The 20,930-nt window shown below is 41.6% G+C and carries 17 protein-coding genes and 1 pseudogene; 2 read left to right on the top strand and 16 right to left on the bottom strand.

Annotation, left to right across the window (positions count from 1 at the left end; translation table 11 throughout):
• Positions 1-257: 257 nt before the first annotated feature.
• From QE450_RS23275 to QE450_RS23265, 3 genes are all read right to left on the bottom strand, one after another.
• Positions 258-1,349: a D-alanine--D-alanine ligase gene (locus QE450_RS23275; protein WP_307302461.1), complete on the bottom strand. Its 1,092-nt coding sequence runs from the start codon at positions 1,347-1,349 to the stop codon at positions 258-260.
• A gap of 238 nt (positions 1,350-1,587) precedes the next feature.
• Positions 1,588-1,896, bottom strand: a complete 309-nt coding sequence (locus tag QE450_RS23270; RefSeq protein ID WP_307302459.1) for a chorismate mutase — start codon at positions 1,894-1,896, stop codon at positions 1,588-1,590.
• 162 nt (positions 1,897-2,058) lie between these two features.
• Entirely contained in the window at positions 2,059-3,033 is a 975-nt protein-coding gene (locus tag QE450_RS23265; RefSeq protein ID WP_274171042.1) for a glycoside hydrolase family 5 protein, read from the bottom strand.
• A 681-nt stretch (positions 3,034-3,714) separates the two neighbouring features.
• On the opposite strand from QE450_RS23265, the gene acnA reads away from it, so the two are divergent.
• Positions 3,715-6,444, top strand: coding sequence for an aconitate hydratase AcnA (gene acnA, locus QE450_RS23260; RefSeq protein ID WP_301263061.1), 2,730 nt, complete (start codon positions 3,715-3,717; stop codon positions 6,442-6,444).
• 264 nt (positions 6,445-6,708) lie between these two features.
• On the opposite strand, the gene QE450_RS23255 is transcribed toward acnA, so the two are convergent.
• Positions 6,709-7,452 carry an IclR family transcriptional regulator gene (locus QE450_RS23255; RefSeq protein WP_307302454.1) on the bottom strand — a complete coding sequence of 248 codons (744 nt, stop codon included), beginning with the start codon at positions 7,450-7,452 and terminating at the stop codon, positions 6,709-6,711.
• Positions 7,453-7,719: 267 nt separating this feature from the next.
• Here QE450_RS23255 and QE450_RS23250 point away from each other — a divergent pair, with 267 nt between their 5' ends.
• Positions 7,720-8,877 (top strand): alpha/beta hydrolase, encoded by a 1,158-nt coding sequence (locus tag QE450_RS23250; RefSeq protein ID WP_307302452.1) that lies wholly within the window; start codon positions 7,720-7,722, stop codon positions 8,875-8,877.
• Positions 8,878-8,968: 91 nt separating this feature from the next.
• On the opposite strand, the gene QE450_RS23245 is transcribed toward QE450_RS23250, so the two are convergent.
• From QE450_RS23245 to lepB, 12 genes and pseudogenes are all read right to left on the bottom strand, one after another.
• Entirely contained in the window at positions 8,969-9,835 is an 867-nt protein-coding gene (locus QE450_RS23245; protein ID WP_307302450.1) for an SDR family oxidoreductase, read from the bottom strand.
• A 100-nt stretch (positions 9,836-9,935) separates the two neighbouring features.
• A complete protein-coding gene (locus QE450_RS23240; RefSeq protein ID WP_307302448.1) occupies positions 9,936-11,285 on the bottom strand; it encodes a F390 synthetase-related protein in 1,350 nt (449 codons plus the stop codon).
• The gene (locus tag QE450_RS23235; RefSeq protein ID WP_307302446.1) at positions 11,282-12,175 is read right to left on the bottom strand and encodes an MBL fold metallo-hydrolase; all 894 of its coding nucleotides are present in this window, start codon (positions 12,173-12,175) and stop codon (positions 11,282-11,284) included. The genes QE450_RS23240 and QE450_RS23235 overlap by 4 nt, the downstream gene beginning before the upstream one ends.
• Positions 12,172-13,164: an NAD-dependent epimerase/dehydratase family protein gene (locus tag QE450_RS23230; protein ID WP_307302444.1), complete on the bottom strand. Its 993-nt coding sequence runs from the start codon at positions 13,162-13,164 to the stop codon at positions 12,172-12,174. The genes QE450_RS23235 and QE450_RS23230 overlap by 4 nt, the downstream gene beginning before the upstream one ends.
• Positions 13,161-14,465, bottom strand: coding sequence for an ATP-grasp domain-containing protein (locus QE450_RS23225; protein WP_307302442.1), 1,305 nt, complete (start codon positions 14,463-14,465; stop codon positions 13,161-13,163). The genes QE450_RS23230 and QE450_RS23225 overlap by 4 nt, the downstream gene beginning before the upstream one ends.
• Positions 14,455-15,453: a beta-ketoacyl-ACP synthase III gene (locus QE450_RS23220; RefSeq protein ID WP_273614775.1), complete on the bottom strand. Its 999-nt coding sequence runs from the start codon at positions 15,451-15,453 to the stop codon at positions 14,455-14,457. The genes QE450_RS23225 and QE450_RS23220 overlap by 11 nt, the downstream gene beginning before the upstream one ends.
• 56 nt (positions 15,454-15,509) lie before the next feature.
• The gene (locus tag QE450_RS23215; protein WP_373462029.1) at positions 15,510-16,361 is read right to left on the bottom strand and encodes a lipoate--protein ligase family protein; all 852 of its coding nucleotides are present in this window, start codon (positions 16,359-16,361) and stop codon (positions 15,510-15,512) included.
• 125 nt (positions 16,362-16,486) lie between these two features.
• Positions 16,487-17,080 carry a GTP cyclohydrolase I FolE gene (gene folE / locus QE450_RS23210; protein ID WP_273614774.1) on the bottom strand — a complete coding sequence of 198 codons (594 nt, stop codon included), beginning with the start codon at positions 17,078-17,080 and terminating at the stop codon, positions 16,487-16,489.
• Positions 17,081-17,139: 59 nt separating this feature from the next.
• Complete coding sequence (locus tag QE450_RS23205) at positions 17,140-17,418, bottom strand: YneF family protein (protein ID WP_204826593.1); 279 nt, start codon at positions 17,416-17,418, stop codon at positions 17,140-17,142.
• Between the two features lie 140 nt (positions 17,419-17,558).
• Positions 17,559-18,593: an HD-GYP domain-containing protein gene (locus QE450_RS23200; RefSeq protein ID WP_301263068.1), complete on the bottom strand. Its 1,035-nt coding sequence runs from the start codon at positions 18,591-18,593 to the stop codon at positions 17,559-17,561.
• A gap of 43 nt (positions 18,594-18,636) precedes the next feature.
• Positions 18,637-20,339, bottom strand: a pseudogene (gene queG / locus QE450_RS23195) (tRNA epoxyqueuosine(34) reductase QueG).
• A 25-nt stretch (positions 20,340-20,364) separates the two neighbouring features.
• The gene (gene lepB, locus QE450_RS23190) at positions 20,365-20,883 is read right to left on the bottom strand and encodes a signal peptidase I (RefSeq protein WP_307302434.1); all 519 of its coding nucleotides are present in this window, start codon (positions 20,881-20,883) and stop codon (positions 20,365-20,367) included.
• Positions 20,884-20,930 lie beyond the last annotated feature (47 nt).

The raw sequence follows: 20,930 nt of genomic DNA, 5'->3' as shown, positions 1-20,930 counted from the left end.
TGGTGGAGATTTTTAAGACTTTAGAGAACTTAGGGACAAATTCATGATTCACTGGAGTAAATTAATGAATTTTTTGTAGGGTGTTTTATGATTAATAATATAACGACAATATAAAAATGATTGAAATATATATCATTAGAGATAGGGCTTGGAGAATAATGTGATGAAATAGGAAAAAGAATGCTCATTTATCTACATTATTCTATGTGTGGATCGCACTATCCATCTGGTCTAATGGTAATTTTTCTATATCTGGACTATTCTCTTCCGTATTTCAGTTCATGGCGTTGGTTATAGCGATCTATACCTAAAGTGATCAATTGATCCAACAGGTCTGGATAGGCTGTACCGGTTTCGCGCCATAGTAATGGGTACATGCTATATGCGGTAAAGCCTGGCATTGTGTTCACTTCGTTAATAAAGATTTCGCCATCGCTACGACGTACAAAGAAGTCGGCACGACATAAGCCGTTTCCGTCTATTGCACGGAATGCGCGAATAGCCAGTTCACGTAAGTTTTCAGCAAGTTCGCTATCGATTTCAGCAGGGATCACCATTTGAGATGTGCCGTCGATGTATTTTGCTTCATAGTCATAGTAATCGCTATTAGATACGACTTCACCAGGAACTGAAGCTTGTGGTAACTCGTTGCCAAGAACACCGACTTCGATTTCGCGTGCGTCTACAGCTTCTTCTACAACAACTTTCAAGTCATAGCGTAGTGCATAAGCAATCGCTGTTTCTAATTCATCACGATCTTTGGCTTTGGAAATACCTACACTTGAGCCCAAGTTAGCGGGTTTGACGAAACAAGGATACCCTAAATTCGTTTCGATCGTTGTCAAAATATCGTATTGTTGTGTTTCCCATTCTTTTGAAATAAAAGTCTCATATTTGCATTGTGGCAAATGAGCTTGAGCGAATAGCTTTTTCATAATCGCTTTATCCATACCTGTAGAAGAAGCAAGTACACCTGCACCAACATAAGGCATATCCATCATTTCAAAAAGTCCTTGAATCGTGCCATCTTCACCATATGTACCATGAAGAAGCGGGAACAATACGTCAATTTCACTGGTTTGTCCGCTTAATTTTTTCCAAAGAATACTCATCGCTTGTGAAGTGGCTTCTTCCCCACCACGGATCTGTAGATCGCTTAATTGAGCAGGTGCTGCATGGTACGCGTCTCCCATATTCCAGCGTCCCTGAGGATCGATATAGATCGGTACTACGTTATATTTGTTATAATCGATTGCATTTAATACAGAAAATCCAGTCTGTAAAGAAACTTCGTGTTCTCCAGATTTACCACCGTAAATCAAACCTACTGTTAATTTTGTTGCTGTCATGTCAGAACCCCCGTTAGTCATTGTACATATGAAAACATATTGATACATGCTATTGTAAATGATCGTTATTGTATAACCTGTATTCAGTATAAAGCTTGTACAAAAACACTGCAAAAAAACTTTGTCTGCTTATCTAATTTTGTAGTAAAAGACTGATTTCACTTTCTATTTTGGACTAGAAAAAGGTAGTCGATAACAACTACCTTAAGTATAGTTATTTTCTTTGTGATGATCTTCTTTATTGAGATGACAGTGGTGTTGACTGAATCCGCTGATGCTCTTGTAGCTCATCTTCAATAAAACTAGCAATCATCGCTCGATATACATTTTCCGCAATAGTAGGATTTAGTTGGTGCTCTGTTGCCAGTTGGCGGACTTTGGTAATTATGGCCTCTACTCTAACTGGTGCTTTCACTGCATCTGTATCTTTTTTAAAAGAAGCAGCTTGGTTGACGTATTGACTACGCTCACTGATTAACTGGATGATCTGTTCATCTAATTGATCGATACTTTCTCTAACCTCAGCTAAATTCTGACACTCTCTCATCTCTGCTCAGCTCCTCTATTATGCACTTGATTGATTACTGTCTTCTATTATAAAGGTACTGCTCCTATTCCCCAATGTCTAAATAACAAAAAAACAGCTCAAACGCTCAGCTGTTTTTTGTATTTTATGACAGACTCCATTAATGATTGATGACTGAATCTATTATTGGTAAATACCTGCTTTTTTCGAAGTCGCTTTGATTCCATTAGGATCATTCACAATAATATTTCCAGCAGTTGTTAAGCTACCTGCAGGGCCATTATTGAGATCAAGGTAAGACAGATCAGAGCTATTACCATACCATGACCATGCTAACCAGCCGACTCCTTTTTGCTGACCGTATTTCATAATAGCATACTCATCTACATCTTCCCCTTGATGGAATCCACCAAATTCGCCGATGATCAGAGCAAGACCTTTATTGAGTACATTCTCCATGTTGGCTTTTACAGTAGCATCGTCTTTCCCTGCATATTGATACATGTGAATCGAGAATACGGTATTCTTTTTAGAATCGGCTGCTAAAACAGCTTGTCCGTAATCTACAATCGATTGTGGATATTGTCCCCAACCGGCAGCATCTACGATTAGTGTGTGATTAAGTCCTGCATTTCTCAATTTAGGAATAGCTTGTTTGTAGCCATTCGCCCAACCTTCACTGTTCCATGAACCGTACCATTCATTAGCAATGTTGATGATTACTCGATCTTCTTTGCCAATTAAAGCATCTTTGATACTGATCCAATAGTTCACAGCATTATTTAATTTGGCTACATCGTCGCTTCCTGTTGCATCATGCACTTCAAGAACAGCGATCATTTTATATTGATTGACCAGCGCCAGAATATTTTTCACAGAGTTGATATCGTCTTTGGTATATTGAGTTCCATCGGATAATACAATACGTACGGTGTTTGCACCTGTTTTGGCGATAGCTGGAATAGCGGCATTCAAATCGTTTTTGAACCACGTATGAGAATGGTTAACCCCTCTCATGACAAAAGGCTTTCCTGTCGAATCATATAATTTGGTACCGCTTACATAAAATCCAGTAGCAGCAGACGATTTGGATACCCCGACTGTCACGAATACCATTATCATTGCTAGTACCATCATCAGGCTTTTTCTCAACACCATATTATTATTCCTCCTTTGTCATTTGAAAATCAGCTAACTGTTCGACATGTCCCTTGTAAATTATCATCAAACGTATTCAATTACAATATTTGTTTTAAATGTAAAAATAAAATTATTCATATAATACGTTCTTAATCTGATACCACCCTACTATCACCTAATAAAAAGGAAGTGAATTTTATCATTTCACTCTTTATCAAAAGGAAATATTTAGTGTTAATATAACTATATAGAACAAAAAAGAGTACATAAAGTAACTCATTATGTTTATACGATTTGAATCAAATTTCTACTATTAAGGAAGGATACAATTCAGAAAATTATTGCTTTACTTAAAAAGATATTATCGAACCACAATCAACTCCTTTTTAAGATTGTAATTGAATCAAATTTCTTCCAAAAAAATCTTTACTACCTATCATGTAAACGGTATACTTAATACAAGAGTTACTTTTTGAAATTGTGTTTCACTGTATGAAACTATAAAACTTTTTACCTTTCTTCATTTTGAATAATTCGATTTTAGTTGCTTAATAGTATAGAATAGTAATGAATTGAACCGTTTTCATTTCTAATTTTATCCAGCAAGCGTGTCAAGATCATTTACCAAAATGTAGAGGATTTTTCCCTGTAACGCAAAATCCAAAAAGTAAGCCGTATTTTATTTGAGGAGGGGCATCTATGTCACCAAAAGATTCATTTTCTGTTGGCCGAGAACTGAAAGTGAGAGACCAGTCTTACCGTTATTACAGCCTTAATGCTTTAGCTGAAAAAGGTTATGAGCACATTTCCAAACTTCCTTTCTCGATTCGTGTGCTTCTTGAAGCTGCTGTTCGTCAATACGATGGACGTGCAATCACTGAAGAACATGTGAATCAACTTGCGAACTGGAGTGAAGGTCGCGAAGAGAAAGAAATTCCTTTTATCCCTGCACGTATCGTGCTTCAGGATTTTACCGGTGTACCTGTAGTTGTTGATTTAGCTGCTATGCGTGATTTTGTTAAAAAATCCGGTGGCGATCCAAAACAAATCAATCCGCTTGTACCGGTTGACCTTGTTATTGACCACTCCGTTATGGTAGACGCATTCGGTACGCCTGATGCACTTGAATATAATATGAATATTGAATTTGAACGTAACGAAGAGCGTTACCGTTTCTTGCGCTGGGCACAAACAGCATTTGATAATTTCCGTGCTGTTCCACCAGCTACAGGTATTGTTCACCAGGTTAACTTGGAGTATCTTGCTTCTGTAGCAGCTACTCGCACAGTAGATGGCGAACTACAAGTATTCCCTGATTCCTTAGTAGGTACAGATTCACATACTACAATGATCAACGGTCTTGGTGTTGTTGGTTGGGGTGTTGGTGGTATTGAAGCTGAAGCAGGTATGCTTGGACAACCGCTATACTTCGTTATGCCAGAAGTGGTTGGTTTCAAATTAACAGGTAGCTTGAGTGAAGGCGCAACAGCAACAGACTTAGCGCTTACTGTTACTCAAATGCTTCGTAAAAAAGGCGTAGTTGGTAAATTCGTAGAATTCTACGGTCCAGGTCTAAGCAATATCAGTCTAGCTGACCGTGCAACTGTAGCTAATATGGCTCCTGAGTACGGTGCAACTATCGGTTTCTTCCCTGTCGATGATGAGACGTTGTTCTATCTTCGCAACACAGGACGTGCTGATGAGCAAGTTGAATTGGTAGAAGCTTACTACAAAGCACAAAACATGTTCCGTACTGCAGAAACACCTGATCCAGTATTCTCTGATACGATTGAATTGGATCTAGCTTCTGTTGTACCGAGTCTTGCTGGACCAAAACGTCCACAGGATCGCATCGAACTGACTAATATGCAATCCAGCTATCAAAATGCAATACGTACTCCTGTAGATGCAGGTGGTTACGGATTGTCTGATGAGAAAATTGCTGAGAAAATCACAGTCAGTCATCCAAACGGTAAAACAACTCAAATGGGTGCAGGTGCAGTCGTTATCGCTGCAATTACCAGTTGTACAAATACATCTAACCCTAGCGTTATGCTTGGTGCTGGATTACTTGCACAAAAAGCGGTGGCTCGTGGCTTGAAAGTACCTAGCTATGTGAAAACAAGCTTAACACCTGGTTCATTGATCGTTACCGAATATTTACACAAAGCTGGCGTTGATAAAGATCTTGAAGCGCTTGGTTTCTACCTAGCGGGCTATGGTTGTGCAACATGTATCGGTAACTCCGGTCCATTGCCAGACGAAGTAGGACAAGCTATTGCAGATAATGATCTAACCGTTGCTTCTGTATTGTCAGGTAACCGTAACTTTGAAGGACGTATTCATGCTCAAGTGAAAATGAACTATCTGGCTTCTCCTCCACTTGTTGTCGCTTACGCTCTTGCAGGAACAGTTGATATCGATCTACAAAATGATCCAATCGGTTATGATCCTACAGGTGAAGCTGTATACTTGAAAGATATCTGGCCTACAGCGAAAGAAATTCGTGATGCTATCGGCTTATCCATTTCTCCAGAAATGTTCCGTAGCCGTTATGAGCATGTATTTACAGCGAACAAACGTTGGAATGAAATTCCTGTTCCAGAAGGTGAATTGTATGAGTGGGATGACAAATCAACTTATATCCAAAATCCACCATTCTTTGAAAAACTGGCTGATGGTATCAAAGATATCGAAGATATTCGCAGTGCACGCGTTCTTGCATTGCTTGGCGATTCGGTAACAACCGATCATATCTCACCAGCAGGTAACATTTCTCCTTCTTCACCAGCAGGCGAATACTTGAAAGAAAACGGTGTTGAGCGTAAAGACTTCAACTCTTATGGTTCCCGTCGTGGTAATCACCAAGTGATGATGCGCGGTACGTTTGCTAATATCCGTATTCGTAATCAGGTCGCTCCAGGTACAGAAGGTGGCGTAACCACATACCTTCCTACTAATGAAGTGATGTCGATCTATGATGCATCGATGCGTTATCAAGAAGAAGGTCAAAACTTGATCGTTATCGCAGGTAAAGAATACGGTACAGGTAGTTCTCGTGACTGGGCAGCAAAAGGTACATTCTTGCTAGGTGTCAAAGCTGTTATCGCTGAAAGCTTTGAACGTATTCACCGTAGTAACTTGGTAGGTATGGGCGTATTGCCACTACAATTCCAAGAAGGTTACGGTTGGAGCAGTATGGGACTTAAAGGTACCGAGACATTTGATATCGTAGGATTGAGCAACGATGTCAAACCTGGTCAACAAGTTACTGTCAAAGGTACTCGTGAAGATGGTACAACATTTGAATTCCAAGTAACCGCTCGTCTGGATAGTGCTGTAGACGTAGATTACTACCATAACAGTGGTATCTTGCAAACTGTACTTCGTCAAATGATGCAAAACACTAACAAAGGTGAAACGGTATAATTGATTAACCATTTCGCTTAGATCATAAAGTCATACAAAAAGAGGCTTCCCTAATGTGGGAGCCTCTTTTTTGTGTTATAAAAAAATAGTGAACACCTTAGCAATAGGGCATTCACTGTTGGTTTAGTTAGATCATATCTTGTTCACGCTATATACTTTTAATATGAATAATCGAACGTTATATATCATTTGACCCAGTGTTAGATTTGTTATTTCTACGTTCTTACTGCTCTATTTATATCTATTTACTGCTCTATCTATCCATTATCTCAATTTAAAGCCCATCTCTTGCGCCGCTTGAATCAATACAGGCGCATACTCATGTAACTTGTCCATCGACAGACGGCTAACAGGGCCTGATAACGATAATGAAGCTCTCAATGCTCCTGTTCGATCAAAAATCGGTACAGCGACTGCTGCTGCTCCGGGTTCACGTTCTTCATAACTGGTCGAATATCCGTTACGTTGTACCTCTGCGATCTGTTCACGATAATGTGTCACATCGACAGTGTTCGGCCAATCCGGACTATTCAACAACTCTTCTTGCTGTTCGCTACTGGAAAAAGCAACAAGGACTTTACTCGATGCGCCAACTGTCAAAGGCAATCTTGCTCCTACAGGCGCAACACGTCGCACAGCCTGATTACTTTGCACCGCTTGAATTCGTAAGCGCTCGTCGCCATCTCGCAAGTATAGACTGATCGTTTCTCCCAATTGCTCGCGTAATTCTTCCATATCTGCAAGCAATAATAATCCAGGATCATCGTTTTGAGAAAGGTGGGTCGATAACTCCCAGATTTTGATACCCAGACGGTATTTATCTGTACTGCTATTGCGAATCACAAATCCTTTTTCTTCTAAAGTCGCTAACAACCGATGTACTGTACTTTTGTGTAATCCAATCTCGGTTGCAATCTCGGTGAGTCCAAGATCGCTCGTTCGGGTAAAACACAGTAATATGTCTAACGCACGTTCTACTGCTCGTACAGTTAACTTGCGATCTTCCATTGTTGTCGCCTCCGCATTTGAATCTATTCATACGCACACTGTCTAATTTTGTAAGTTTCATTGGATGAAACTTGGTTACATAAATTATATCGAAGCTAGCTCTAATCGTAAAGAGAAATACGTCGATAATAATGAAGAAGACATTGAGCTGACATTGACTTTGCTGTCATAGACTTTTACCATAAGTAGATAATGTCGAATCAAATCGGTTCATGGAACAATGGATGCTAGAACGAACAATACATTTTCACTTCTAGGAGGAGCAAGATGTCCACTACTTTGCAAGAAAATGCAAAGCCCCATTCATCTGAGCTAGAAGAGACACCTCCTGTAGTTTCACCAAGACAGATTCGAATAAAGCATGTTGTGGTAGCTTTCCTGTTATCCATAGTGTTTTTTTTCCTGTTTTGCTTTGTGGCACTGCATGCCTATATTGCTTGGGTGCTGTCTAATCCGACAGTAGCAAGTGTCTATTCTAATCCGATGCAGGCAAAAGGAATGGCGTACGAAGATATTACATTTCCAGCAGCAGATGATAGCCGGATGATGCAGGGCTGGTATATTCCAGCAGAACAAAAGTCGTCCAAAACGATTATTTTCAGTCATGGATATGGTGCGAATCGAGAAGAAACATGGATTCCTATGTACGATCTCGCTCACTACGCACACAAACTTAATTTTAATGTAGTCATGTTCGATTATGGATTTGCCGCCAAAACAAATAAAGAAGTTGCCACCGGTGGTAAAAAAGAATCTCAACAATTACTTGGAGCGATTCAACTTGCCAAGCAAAAAGGATCTCAAGAAATTGTAGTCTGGGGCTTTTCAATGGGAGCAGGTACAGCCTTACAAGCTGGACTCAAAACCAAAGATGTGACTGCAATGATTTTAGATAGTACATTCTTGTTAGAACCGGATACACTTTATTACAATATTCAGCAGCAGTTGGATCTTCCACGACATCCATCACTAGAAATTCTGGAGTTTCTACTGCCGATCGTTAATGGTACTAGCTTGAATCAGATTCCATATCAACAGGTGAAAAAGGAAGATTATCCATTCCCGATTTTCTTTATTCATGGAACCAATGACGATAAAGCACCTTACCAGATTGCAGAACAACTTGCCGCAAATCAGACCAATCCGAATTCAGGAAGCTGGGTAATTCAAGGTGCTCACCATGAGCTTGAATTCCGCGAACATCCGCGAGAATATTTGCGGAAAGTTTCAGATTTCCTGAGTAGTCTCAATCTGGCTGAAGAAGATGATGTCAATAATGAGCCATTGTTAAATGATGGAGCAACAGATAGCACTTCTTCGACTTCCAATTCATCCACTGCTACTGGAAAGACTGCAACTTCTTCTTCCAGTAGCAAAAGTACATCTGGTACAACATCTACTTCTAACGAGACTACAAGTAAATAATGTATCGGTATATCACAAACAGCACAATTCACCTGTAGCTAAGGGATGAATTGTGCTGTTTTTTATTATTGGTGCGGAGTATGGTTTTACTTTATGATTTCAAAGCCCGTCCTATCACCCATTCAAGCACACGCCAGGGTACCCATTTGCGTGCCCAGATCATGATGTGAGAACCTTCTCCAATAGCATACCTCAACTTAGGAGAGCGTTTCTCTACAATACGACCGACTAGATCAGCGACTTCTTGTGGATCAGGAGCCGATGATGCGGATTTACGAGAGTAGCGTAATACAGCTTCTAAGCGAGATTGATAAGGCGAGTTAGGAACCGTATAGATATCTGCCAGCCCTTTTTCCCAAATAGAGGTGCGATAAGAACCGGGCTCGACCAGAACCACTTTCACATTAAAATCAGCCATCTCATGGCGCAAACTTTCACTGAATCCTTCGATTGCAAATTTGGAAGTCGCATAAGGAGCATATCCAGGAAAAGCAGACAGTCCGCTAACACTGCTCATATTAATAATATAGCCATCCTTTTGCTCACGCATGACAGGCAGAACAGCGCGGGTAACAGCAATCAGTCCAAATACATTCGTTTCCAGTTGCGCTCGCCAGGTCTCTATCGGGACATGCTCGATAAATCCGCCAACAGCATAACCTGCATTATTGACCAGAATATCGATCGTTCCGTATTGCGCCTGAATGTTCTCTATCGCTGTAGATATCGACACTGTATCAGTCACATCTAATTGCAAATAATGAATCCGGTCAGCAATTCCTTTTTGTTCTGCAATACGTGCCAGCTCTACGTTGCGTGTCAGATCACGCATAGTCGCAATAACGGTTATTCCTTTTTCCGCTAAGGATACCGCAATTAACAATCCAAATCCGCTAGATGTACCTGTCACCAAAGCGATACGTTTGCGTTCTGATGACGCTTTTACTTGGTTGGACATGATACCCTCCTTTATCTACTCATGCCTGAATACATATGACTTTATTTTAGAATGATCTTTTTTCGATATAGAAAAGGTTGTAGCGCTACTGATCTGCTACTCACAACTTCCACTTTCGCTCCACTCGCCGTAACTTTACGATCCCGGGCGTGAACTCATATGCTGTAAATGTAATCACTGGCGTGACGGCTTGTAAAGTATCACAAATATGCTGAATACGATCGATTATTTGTGCTTCGACAGCTTGATCGTGTGCTACATAATCTTTGTTTCCAGTAAGACGATAACTTATTTCCAGCTGATGGCTGTCATACTGGATCACACGGTAATGTTCTATTGCTGGCGATGCGCCTATAATTGCTCTCGTAATAAGATCAGGAAACAGTGGTACTAATTCTTCGGTTGTCTGATGAGCAACGTAGATAATATCATCGTAACGCCCTTCTATTCGTTCGATTCGGAGCATTGGCGATCCACAAGGACAAGGCTCTACAGATTCAGTCAAAATATCATTTAAGCGATACCGAATAATCGGTTGCGATCTACGCGAGAAATCAGTCACAATCGGTACAAAGCGTCGGCTCTGCTCATCTAATACTTCCTTTTGAATATGTACAATATCTTCATTCAGATGCAGATGGCCATACGCACAAGTCGCCGCTAGAAATCCTTCGGTACATTGATAGACCTGATGTACAGTCTGTGCGAATACAGACTCTATATATTCACGATCTAATGGATCAAGTACTTCTGCTACTGAAATTATTTTTTGCGGTTGGATCGTTAATAGACCGGCTGTCTTCTGCTCGGCTAACAAACGCAACATAGAAGCAGGTGCAATTAACAGACTTGGACGATAACTTTCCAGTTGCTGAATATGTTCTGATAGAGGCACCAATAGATCGAAATAGCGAAATTGCAGTTTGCCTTTTTGTACCGATTCATACAGATTGCTGTTCGCTCTTAAAAAGAAAGCGATCTTTTGTTGTTGCCGAATACCACCGGGTAACAACTTGGCAAGCACGGTTCCTGTCCATTGCGCTTGTTCTTGTGGACTGACTAGAAATAGCCCCCGATTACCCGATGTACCCGAGGACAGACCGATCGTCACCCCTTGTATAGTAGGCTCAAAATCTCGCGTCTGCTCAGCTTGATCGGCAATCTGCATCGCTTCCTCTTTTGTAATTCCAAGTGTATTCAATTGATCGAAATGTTCCATCATTATCGACTTATCAATCAGCGGAAAGTCTCGCCATTGATGATCAGGTACTCCCTGCCACCATTGACGATAAAAAGGGGATTGGTTACGGATACGGCGAATATGCTGAATGATTTTCTTTTCTTGCCAGTTCATCAACTTGGGTCTACTTGTCCACCCGGCTAAGCGACGAGTGCGCCAATAATGATACAGTATCCGAAGCGTGTAGAGCAGTTCGCTCAGTCTTTTCATAACCATTGTCCTCCCCAATGCTGTAATACTTGATTACAGTGGCTAGGTACTATTCGAATAGATGGATATTCATTATGAAGCTGACGTAATTTGTTCAGATTGAGCATATACTGCTGACGATCAGACATAATAATACCTGCTAACCTATGCGGTGGACGATTTTCGGTAAATGCTCTACTTGACCATACGGTATCTGCACAGAGCAAGTAATCTGCTGTGCCTGTCGATAACAGAATCCCGATCATTCCTTCTGCATGACCTGACAATTCAATCGCAATCAGACTTCCATCTCCCAGTAGATCATAACCTTGTTGCCAGGGGAAATTTGTCAAAGAAGGAGCTGTAGCTAAAGATGAATCGTTATGTAGGAGCGACGTTACAGGTAATACTTCTGATCGATGTAACATATGCGAGCGCTGAGCTAGATCATCCGGTAATAACCCAGCTAGAAAGCCTGCTTTGACAGCACGTATATCACTCAAGTCTTTGACTGCTTGATACGATTCAGAAAGGTAGATAAATGTCGCTTGCGGAAAGTCTTTCGCTCCAGCAATATGATCTCCATGAAAATGCGACAAGATCACATATGCAATCTGATCACTACATATCCCTTGTAGTTCTAACTGAGTGACTACTGAATCTGCTTGTTGGTATACGACAGGCGTAATGTAACGATATAACGATTGCGGTAATGTAGCTGTCTCTTCAAAAAAGCGCTCACTATATCCTGTATCGAACAAAATATACCCATGCTCTGGATGCTGAATACAAGCAAACCCTGCCGGAAATGATACAGATCGTAACGAACCGCCACGCAACGTCAACCATTCAGGATGTGTACAATATCCTGCCGCCCCTATCCATAATCGAACTGCTGTCGAAGTGATCACTGTTCACACCACCAATCTGCAAATCGTTCTAACCCTTCATCTACACTGATACGTGGTACATAACCCAGTTGTTGCTGTGCTAACGAAATATCCAACGTATGCGGTACAGCTATAGAACCGACACTATAGCGAGTTAACGGAGGCTCACCCAATGCAGGGATAAGTCGGTACACCATTTCCATCGTTCCAGCTACCGCATGAGCAACAGGATAAGGCACGCGACGAGTATGTAAAGGAATATCCAACCGTTGAAATAAACGGGTCAACAATTCGATAAAAGGAATCGGCTCACCGTTAGATATATTATAAGCTTGACCCAGTGCATTTTCAGGAGCTTGTACACCTAATAACATCGCATCCGCTACATTATCGACATATGTAAGATCAATCGGAGCACGTCCACCTTGCAATAAAGGTACACCGGATTGACGATTAGCTTCTAACAGACGTGGAAATAATGTCTGATCCATCGGTCCAAAAATAGCACGTGGACGAATCATCATCGACGGTAATCCTTGCTTCTGATACGCCTGTTGCACAATCTGTTCCGCTAATAATTTGGTACTTGCATAGTGATTTACTGCTTTTCGAGGGAGAGGATCAGACTCTCTAATCTCGTAATGAGCTTTGCCATCAAAATAGACACTTGGTGTAGAGACATGAATCAATCGCTCGACATCATGCTCAATACAACCATCTACAATATGTTGAGTCGCTTCTACATTACTTCGATAAAAAGAAGAATACGTGCCCCAGGGCGAAGATAGTGCTGCACAATGAAATACTACATTTTGCCCTTTACAAGCTTGTCTCGTCTGTTCTGCATCGCCTAGATCATAATAGTTCATCTGTACGCCTAAATGCTCTAAAGCTTGACCACGACTGCGATCTCGTCCTGTTCCTGTCACATCCCAGCCTAACTCTACTAATCGTCTTGCCATATGCCCGCCTAGAAATCCTGTAGCGCCGGTAATTAATGCTTTAGTCATAGGTTCTCCTTTCCGTTCCATTCGATATCATACGTTAAAGCTTCTGTAAGCGATATCCGCTGTGCACGACTGGTAAGATATGCTTGCATAACGAGCCGAAATTGTTCCCCAAATGGCTTACGATCCTCTTTTTGATACACGACATCAGTCGCTTGTTGCAGACTTTTCCACCAATAGCGCCAGTCTTGTGTACTGCGATTGTATTTGAATCCTGCTACCCACATCGGTAAGGTGAGAACTCTAGCTGTTCCAACATTGGGCATAATCACTTGTCCACGTTGTACACAGGAATCGGGATCGATGACTGCTTGTACCAATTGATCTTGTCGCTGAAATAGATGAATACCGCTGGTTGCTCGTGGATTACATTCGATTGGATATAATATACCTGTAGAATCTTCTTCTATAAAATCAAAGCTAATCTGACCGCTAAATGCTGAATTAGATGTCTGCTGATGATCGACGTGTAGATGTTGCACAAATTGACAGACCCATGTATACGCTTGATCATGCTCTATCGCTTCGAAGTATACACTTGCTCCTGTACGTGATGTTCTATAGTCGCTTGTATAGGTTGCATGAGCGATAACGACTCCTTGATGAACAATGCTATACGTACAAATCGATTTGCCTTTAATATACTGCTGAGCAATCCAGCGAGGCGAACTAACCTTTGTGTTTGTTGCTTTTATTTGTGTTGTGGTAGACAAGGTTGGTGTAGTAGATTGTTTATTTGGAGCAGAAATGCGTCTAGCTTCCCAAGGCATAATAACGTTAGATGCAAATCTCGAATAAACCGGCTTGCGTACAAACGTATTGCCTGCTTGATCAGGTACAGCATAATCATAAGAATCTATAGATGGATCTTCTACTGAAAAAGTTATAGGCACAGCGAGATTACTAGACATCACCTGCTCGATAAATGTCCCTTTGTGATGCAGATGATGAAGTGTATCTATATTCGGTGCTAGTACACGACAATAAGGCTGTAACCTTTCTAATCTTTCCGCAATATAGAAAATCTCCTCACACGTAGGTATAAGAAGATCGATCTGATACTGTATAATCAACTGCTTCAATGCAGTGAGATAAGCTTGCGGTTGTTGACGTGGTGGTGGCACTTGAAAGCTGGCTAGAACAGCCTCAGATACACGACAAAGATGATAACGACTACTTTCAGCTACATAGACCTGATGACCGTTACGATGTAAAATACGTGCCCATTCAAGCGCTACAGGAGCACGTCCACCTGTTATCAGTATCCGTTGTGGTGCTTGAGCTGACTCAGTATCAGTAATCAAGAACCATTCCTCCCAGTGATAGACCAGCGGCTGTTCCCATCAGTAATATACGATCTCCTCGCTGAATCCTGCCCTGCACAATCGCTTCATGAATGCCCATTGGAATCGAAGCAGCTATCGTATTACCATGATTGGGGGTAATATCGAGAAATTGCTGTTCATGGATGCCTAACTTTTTGCGTATTAGACGCATTGCCATAGCACTCCCCTGATGAGGAATCACCAATTTGAAATCTTCCATTTTGGTCTGGGATTGCTCTAAAATTTGATCGATAAAATCAGGCAATAAGCGCGATGCCATGCGGAATATTTTCTGTCCATCCATAAAAAATAAAAAAGGATCTGCTAACTCCTTTTGCATATGAGCAGGTAATCGAGTTCCTCCGCCTTGAATTTCAGAATAACGTGCACCTTTGCTATACGTTTGAAGCGATGTATGTATAATCCCGGCAGACTCTTCTGACGTAGATGCACCAATAATGACTGCTGCTGCACCATCTCCGAATAACGCTGCACTTTCTTTTTCATTCCAATTAAGCCCTGCTGAAGCAATCTCTGTAGATACTAACAAAACATAACGATACCGTCCGGCGGCAACCAGATAAGACATGGTGTCTAACCCTACTACAAAGCTAAGACATGTCGCATCAATATCAAAAGCAGGCACACCTGAATCTTCTTGTCCCATCGCTTGCTGGATAAATACCGCTGTACTTGGTAACGGTTGTTCTTTCGTTCCGCTTGTACAGACTAGACAATCGATATCTGCAAAAGTAAGACCAGCAGCATCCAGAGCATCTTGCGCTGCCTGTGCGCCCATCGTTGAAGCTGTCTCGCCTTCACTTACATAATGTCGCACACCCACACCTGTAGCTTTATGAGTCCATCCTGCTTGTACACCTAACTTCTGATCCAATTCCTCATCGGTCACTGTACGCTTGGGTAGATATTTTCCAGTGCCTACTATTTTCACTTTACGAAGTTGCATTATAAACCTCTTTTCTAGTCCAACCTGTTGCTTGTTTGCGATTGTACTATCTTTGATTAGTTATCGTATCTCTCTATCAAGTAAGCTTCCATCTGCTGAATCTCTTCTTTGGTAAATAGCTCTTGCTCATCTATCGTCTGAATCGACTGACCTTGACTTAATATATATTGTAATTGCTTTGTATACGATGCCACATCCGGTACTTGTGCTAATTCAGCCAGACTTCCCATCGTACCTTGCTGTACTACAGGATATCCTTTATCTTGCTCTCCAACTGCCTGATCGTAAAAGCTTCGAATACCCGCAGATAATTCGTCTCCATTGCCTTCGACAATAATAAAGGCAGTAATAATATACGCTTTGGCTTGTCTACGCTGAGCAATTCCGCAGAATTTGCGTCTAGCAATACTGACATCATAATCTCCCGGGCAAAAAGCACCTTCAATCTCACCTACATACGACTGATCGTTCCATGGATCAACTGCTCTGCTGATCCAATCCGCCATAAAGCGAAAATCACGATGAATACTAATATCACGCTTCGGATTAGGCAAAATAATTGATAAATTCACAATCCCTGGATGTAGTGGCACAGCCGCTCCACCGGAAGGACGTACACAGACGGATGTCCCTTTTTGACGGAATTGCTCCATCGCTTGTGTCGCATAGGTCAATCGCCGATCCCGTAGACCGATTGCCATTCCATCGGTATGTCTCCAGATATGAACTACTGGAGCATGCCCTTGTCCCACTTGACGACACATCAATTCTTCCCATGCTAACGGTGCTAATATTGACTCTCCTTGCTCTACCAATGGTCGCTCTACCCATACCGCATGTTCTAAACCTATCGGGCGATCTACTAATGTAGGGATAGCAAGCCGATGATGATTTTCTGCTGACACCATAATTCCTCCGCTTCATTTCGTCGATCCTGATGATTATATTATAACAGTTTATGTATGCTCTCCACATAAAAAAATGGCAGGAACGATGCCATTTGGCATAATCCCCACCATTTTTGAATGATCATTTAGTCTTTAATCAACGATAAAAACTCGGCACGTAATGGAGCGTCTGTACGGAATCCACCACGAACTGCGGAAGTGATTGTTTTGCTGCCCGGCTTTTTGACACCTCGTGCACACATGCATAGATGTTCGCCTTCAACCACAACCATAACGCCTGTAGGGTCAAGTACTTCAACCAATATATCAGCGATTTGCGAAGTAATACGTTCTTGTACTTGGAGACGACGACTTACTGCTTCGACCAGACGAGCGAATTTGCTCAAGCCAGCGATCTTGCCACTTGGCACATAACCAATATGAACTTTGCCGAAAAAAGGAGCCATATGATGTTCGCATTGGCTGTAGTACACAATGTCTTTTACGATAACCATTTCTTCATGATTTTCGTTAAAAGTCACACCAAGCGCTTCTCTAGGATCTACGCTATAACCGGCAAAAATTTCTTCATACATACGAGTGACACGTGCAGGTGTATCCAGCAACCCTTCACGCTCTGTATCTTCTCCGATCAATTTCAAAATCTGACGGATATGGTCTTCAATCTGTGCGCGGTTCTCACCGACTTCAAGATTGGTATAATCTTTGATACCAGCCATAGTGACCTCCTTTTCCCATTACAAGGTCTTTATGGACCTAATCCCTGTGATACGACTTACTATCTTCTACGTTTACCTGTATTGCCGCGACCCATAGGAGGCATTTTAGCTTTAGGCGCTTTGCCACCTTGTGTATTGTTTTTCATCATTTGTTGTGCTTGTTGCATCTGCTTACCATTCAGGTTGTAACCCATTTGCTTCGCCATTTTTTGCAAAGCTGCTGGATCGTTTTGCATTTTTTCCATCTGTTTGCGCAAATAATATGCACCAATAAAAAAGCCGCCAATCAGACCGACAATTAAAGTCACGATTGGAATGACCCAGTTTAACCACGTCATAACTGCCACCCCTGTAGATGAATTATAGTGTAAAGTTCCTTCTCAAAGGGTACACTACTCCCTTTACCATAAAAGGCAGGAACAGCATTTATCATAACATTTCCGTTATCGGCTTAGCAAACATTTTCAATCGTTATTTGCTACATCATTACAGCTTCAATAAATGTTGTTGTAGCATTGGCTAGATCAATTTCTTTCACATCCAGATCGCCGCCACTACCACTAACAATGCGTACAACCGGACGACCCGGTAATCCGCGATGCTGTCTTACAATCACACCGGTTTCTTTATTGGATAAGCGGACACCTGTACCATTAGGATATACCGAGATAATACGTGTAAATTCGACTAGCACATCATGATCCAACATCCGATCAGATTGAGCCATCATTTCTTCACATGCTTGATGTGGTAGCAATCCCTGCCCGCCGTTTTCTTTGGATGTGATCAGATTATCGTATATATTTGCTGTCGCTACGATTCGAGCATACATATGAATCTCTTCTTCATTCAGTCCGCGTGGCTTGCCTGTACCATCGATTCGTTCATGATGTTGAAGTGCAATATGAGCGATCATCAGATTGAATTCCCGTTTGGTTTTGATCCATTCGAATCCGCGCCAGGTATGGTGGTTTTTAGAATCGATATTCAGATCATCTTCAGCTAGATTGGAAAATTTGCCTACATCATGCAATAGCGCTCCTGTTGCCAAATCTTTCAATTGATGCTGATTCAATCCCATATTCATCCCGATCATTGCTGATAATAGACAGACATTCATCGCATGAACATACTGCACATTATCACGTGTTTTGATGTCGGTTAATTGAATCTGGACTTCACGCATCCCGGTAATATCTTCAAGCAATTGTTCTATACTAAATCTAACTTTGTTAGGGCTCCATTCTTTGCCAGAACGAACAGCATCGAACGTATCACTCATTTCACGAATCATCATCTGTTTGGTTGCTTCACTGAGTACTTCTTCCATTTCTACATCTGCAAAGTTCTCGTCTTGAATATACAACATAGTGACTCCGATACGATTGAGCGTATTGATCATATAGACGGTCAGTTGTACGCCAGCAGACAACAGAATCGCTCCATTGCCTGAATAGATCGCTTTCCCTAAATATTGCCCTGTCTCTACTTTATCGATGTTTACGTACCTCATGGGAAGTCTCCTTTACCGATATTAGGATATGAGCTCTATTTCATTAGAATAGTACAGGTTCAATATGATATCCTTCCAGACTGAGCAACCATTCTTTAAGTGGCAGACCACTACCATAGCCGACCATTTGTCCGTTCATTCCAATCACACGATGACATGGAATAATCAGCGGGATCGGATTGCGATTGTTAGCTCCGCCTACTGCTCGCACTGCTGTAGGATGACCGATCTGCTCTGCTATCCATTTATAAGAAACAGCCTTTCCATAAGGGATATTTAATAATCCTTCCCATACCGAACGTTGAAACGCTGTACCTTGTAAATCAAACGACAGATCAAACACCTGTCGCTTTTCAGCGAAATATTCGTTCAATTGCTCAACTGCTGTCTGTAAATGAAAAGGCGAATGAATATACTGATGTTCTCCATACCAACGATTTGCCCAGACTTTCATCTTATCTTTATTATCGGCATAAGATTTAAAATCTAAACGACAGATCCCTTTTAGTGATGTGGTGATCGTAATTACACCTGTAGGCGCTTGAATTTCATCGTAGTATAAAGACAACACTAGACCATCTCTCCTTCCAATATTTCTTTAGCAGTAAGCAAGCGTTCTGTCACTTCCGGGTCTACTTCTTTGGTTAGCGCATGAGTAACAGCTTGTAACGCATCTTCGCCACCAATTCGGCTGAGTGCCCATGCGATAGTCCCTCTGAGCTCCGGTCTAGGATCACGATGCAGTAATTCTGTTAATTTGGGAACAGATGATTTGTCACGGAAATTACCAAGTGCAATTACAACATTCCGTTGAATCGGCTTTTTGCCACGCCATGCGGCTGAGGTATCACCAAATTGTTCTTTGAATTCACGATTGCTTAGATCAAGCATCGGTAATAATAACGGTTTGGCTTTTTCTGGATCAGGGCGAAGTTCTTCTTGATGGTTCCAGTTCTTGCCTTTATTTTTGGGACAAACGATCTGACAAGTATCACACCCATACAATCGATTGCCAATTTTGCGCATATGTTCATCAGACAACATCCCTTTGGTCTGTGTTAAAAAAGAAACGCAGATTTGTGAGTTCAATTGTCCGGGCCCCACCAGTGCTCCTGTTGGACAAGCATCGATACATTTAGTGCATGTACCACAATCTTCGGTTACCGGGGTATCCGGTGGAAAAGGAATATCGGTAATCATATCACCGAGGAATATCCATGAGCCCAATGTAGGCGAGATCACTGCACAATTTTTACCGTAAAAGCCGATCCCTGCACGCTGAGCGACTGCTCGATCTGATAGCACACCGGTGTCCACCATACTTTCGATGCGAGCTTCCGGTACTTTTTCACGAATAAAATCTTCTAACCGCTGCATCCGATCACGAAGCACATAATGGTAATCTTTTCCCCAAGCCGAACGTGCCATAATACCTCGATATTTTCCGGGTTCTGACTTTGGTGGATTTTCCATTTTGGAATGGTATGTGACAGAGATCGCTATAATCGACTTCGCTCCATCTAATGCTAAGCCGGGGTTAATGCGTTTCTCGATATCCGGTTCTTCAAATCCAGATTCATGCCCTTTACGACGATGCTCTTCCAGAACTCCTTTTAGATACAAAAAAGGATCTGCTGTCGTAAAGCCTACATCATCTATGCCCAGCGATGGCGCAGCCTGCTTGATTTCAAGCTTGAGCTGTTCCCATCTAGTTGTTGATTGTTGTAATACTTCTTGCTGCGTCATACACTGTCACCTCCTCTAGTACTCTCTATAACAATGCCGTTTTGGATAACGGCCATATTACAAAATCTGCCCGCCCGACAATTTGCTTCAATGATATCGTACCAAAAATACGACTGTCTTTGCTCATTCCTTGATGACGATTATCGCCCATGACATAATATTGCCCTTCCGGCACAATAATAGGTGCCAGATCTACATCGCCTATGACTGTATCAATATAAGGCTCCTCTTGCTTGATCTGATTGATATAGACTTCATGATTACGTATCTCAATACGATCTCCACCGATCGCTATTACTCGTTTCACTAATAATTTCGATGTAGGCTGTGCACTGAGTACCGGATCATGCAAAATAATAACATCTCCGCGTGCTGGTGGATGAAATTTATAAATAAATTTATTGATAAACAACCGTTCTTGCTGAACAAGTGTAGGTTGCATCGATTGTCCTTTGACTGTTGAAATATTGAATACCCACATATTTAACATTCCGAGTATGATTAATGCCCAGACCATGGTCTTGAGCCATTCCCGCCAATACATAATACACCTCATTTAAAATCTTATCTTGTTCTATGTTTATTATACCT

It is taken from the genome of Paenibacillus sp. SORGH_AS_0306 (assembly GCF_030819345.1).
GTDB lineage: Bacteria > Bacillota > Bacilli > Paenibacillales > Paenibacillaceae > Saccharibacillus > Saccharibacillus kyungheensis.
The sequence above is the reverse complement of the archived record's forward strand: the minus strand, read 5'-3'. Positions and strand labels throughout refer to the sequence as shown.

What these genes read in the sequence shown, in the direction of transcription:
- QE450_RS23275 (WP_307302461.1), bottom strand. Translation starts at nt 1,349, where the DNA reads ATGACAGCAACAAAATTAACAGTAGGTTTGATTTACGGTGGTAAATCT.
- QE450_RS23270 (WP_307302459.1), bottom strand. Translation starts at nt 1,896, where the DNA reads ATGAGAGAGTGTCAGAATTTAGCTGAGGTTAGAGAAAGTATCGATCAA.
- QE450_RS23265 (WP_274171042.1), bottom strand. Translation starts at nt 3,033, where the DNA reads ATGGTGTTGAGAAAAAGCCTGATGATGGTACTAGCAATGATAATGGTA.
- acnA (WP_301263061.1), top strand. Translation starts at nt 3,715, where the DNA reads ATGTCACCAAAAGATTCATTTTCTGTTGGCCGAGAACTGAAAGTGAGA.
- QE450_RS23255 (WP_307302454.1), bottom strand. Translation starts at nt 7,452, where the DNA reads ATGGAAGATCGCAAGTTAACTGTACGAGCAGTAGAACGTGCGTTAGAC.
- QE450_RS23250 (WP_307302452.1), top strand. Translation starts at nt 7,720, where the DNA reads ATGTCCACTACTTTGCAAGAAAATGCAAAGCCCCATTCATCTGAGCTA.
- QE450_RS23245 (WP_307302450.1), bottom strand. Translation starts at nt 9,835, where the DNA reads ATGTCCAACCAAGTAAAAGCGTCATCAGAACGCAAACGTATCGCTTTG.
- QE450_RS23240 (WP_307302448.1), bottom strand. Translation starts at nt 11,285, where the DNA reads ATGAAAAGACTGAGCGAACTGCTCTACACGCTTCGGATACTGTATCAT.
- QE450_RS23230 (WP_307302444.1), bottom strand. Translation starts at nt 13,164, where the DNA reads ATGACTAAAGCATTAATTACCGGCGCTACAGGATTTCTAGGCGGGCAT.
- QE450_RS23220 (WP_273614775.1), bottom strand. Translation starts at nt 15,453, where the DNA reads ATGCAACTTCGTAAAGTGAAAATAGTAGGCACTGGAAAATATCTACCC.
- QE450_RS23215 (WP_373462029.1), bottom strand. Translation starts at nt 16,361, where the DNA reads ATGGTGTCAGCAGAAAATCATCATCGGCTTGCTATCCCTACATTAGTA.
- folE (WP_273614774.1), bottom strand. Translation starts at nt 17,080, where the DNA reads ATGGCTGGTATCAAAGATTATACCAATCTTGAAGTCGGTGAGAACCGC.
- QE450_RS23205 (WP_204826593.1), bottom strand. Translation starts at nt 17,418, where the DNA reads ATGACGTGGTTAAACTGGGTCATTCCAATCGTGACTTTAATTGTCGGT.
- QE450_RS23200 (WP_301263068.1), bottom strand. Translation starts at nt 18,593, where the DNA reads ATGAGGTACGTAAACATCGATAAAGTAGAGACAGGGCAATATTTAGGG.
- lepB (WP_307302434.1), bottom strand. Translation starts at nt 20,883, where the DNA reads ATGTATTGGCGGGAATGGCTCAAGACCATGGTCTGGGCATTAATCATA.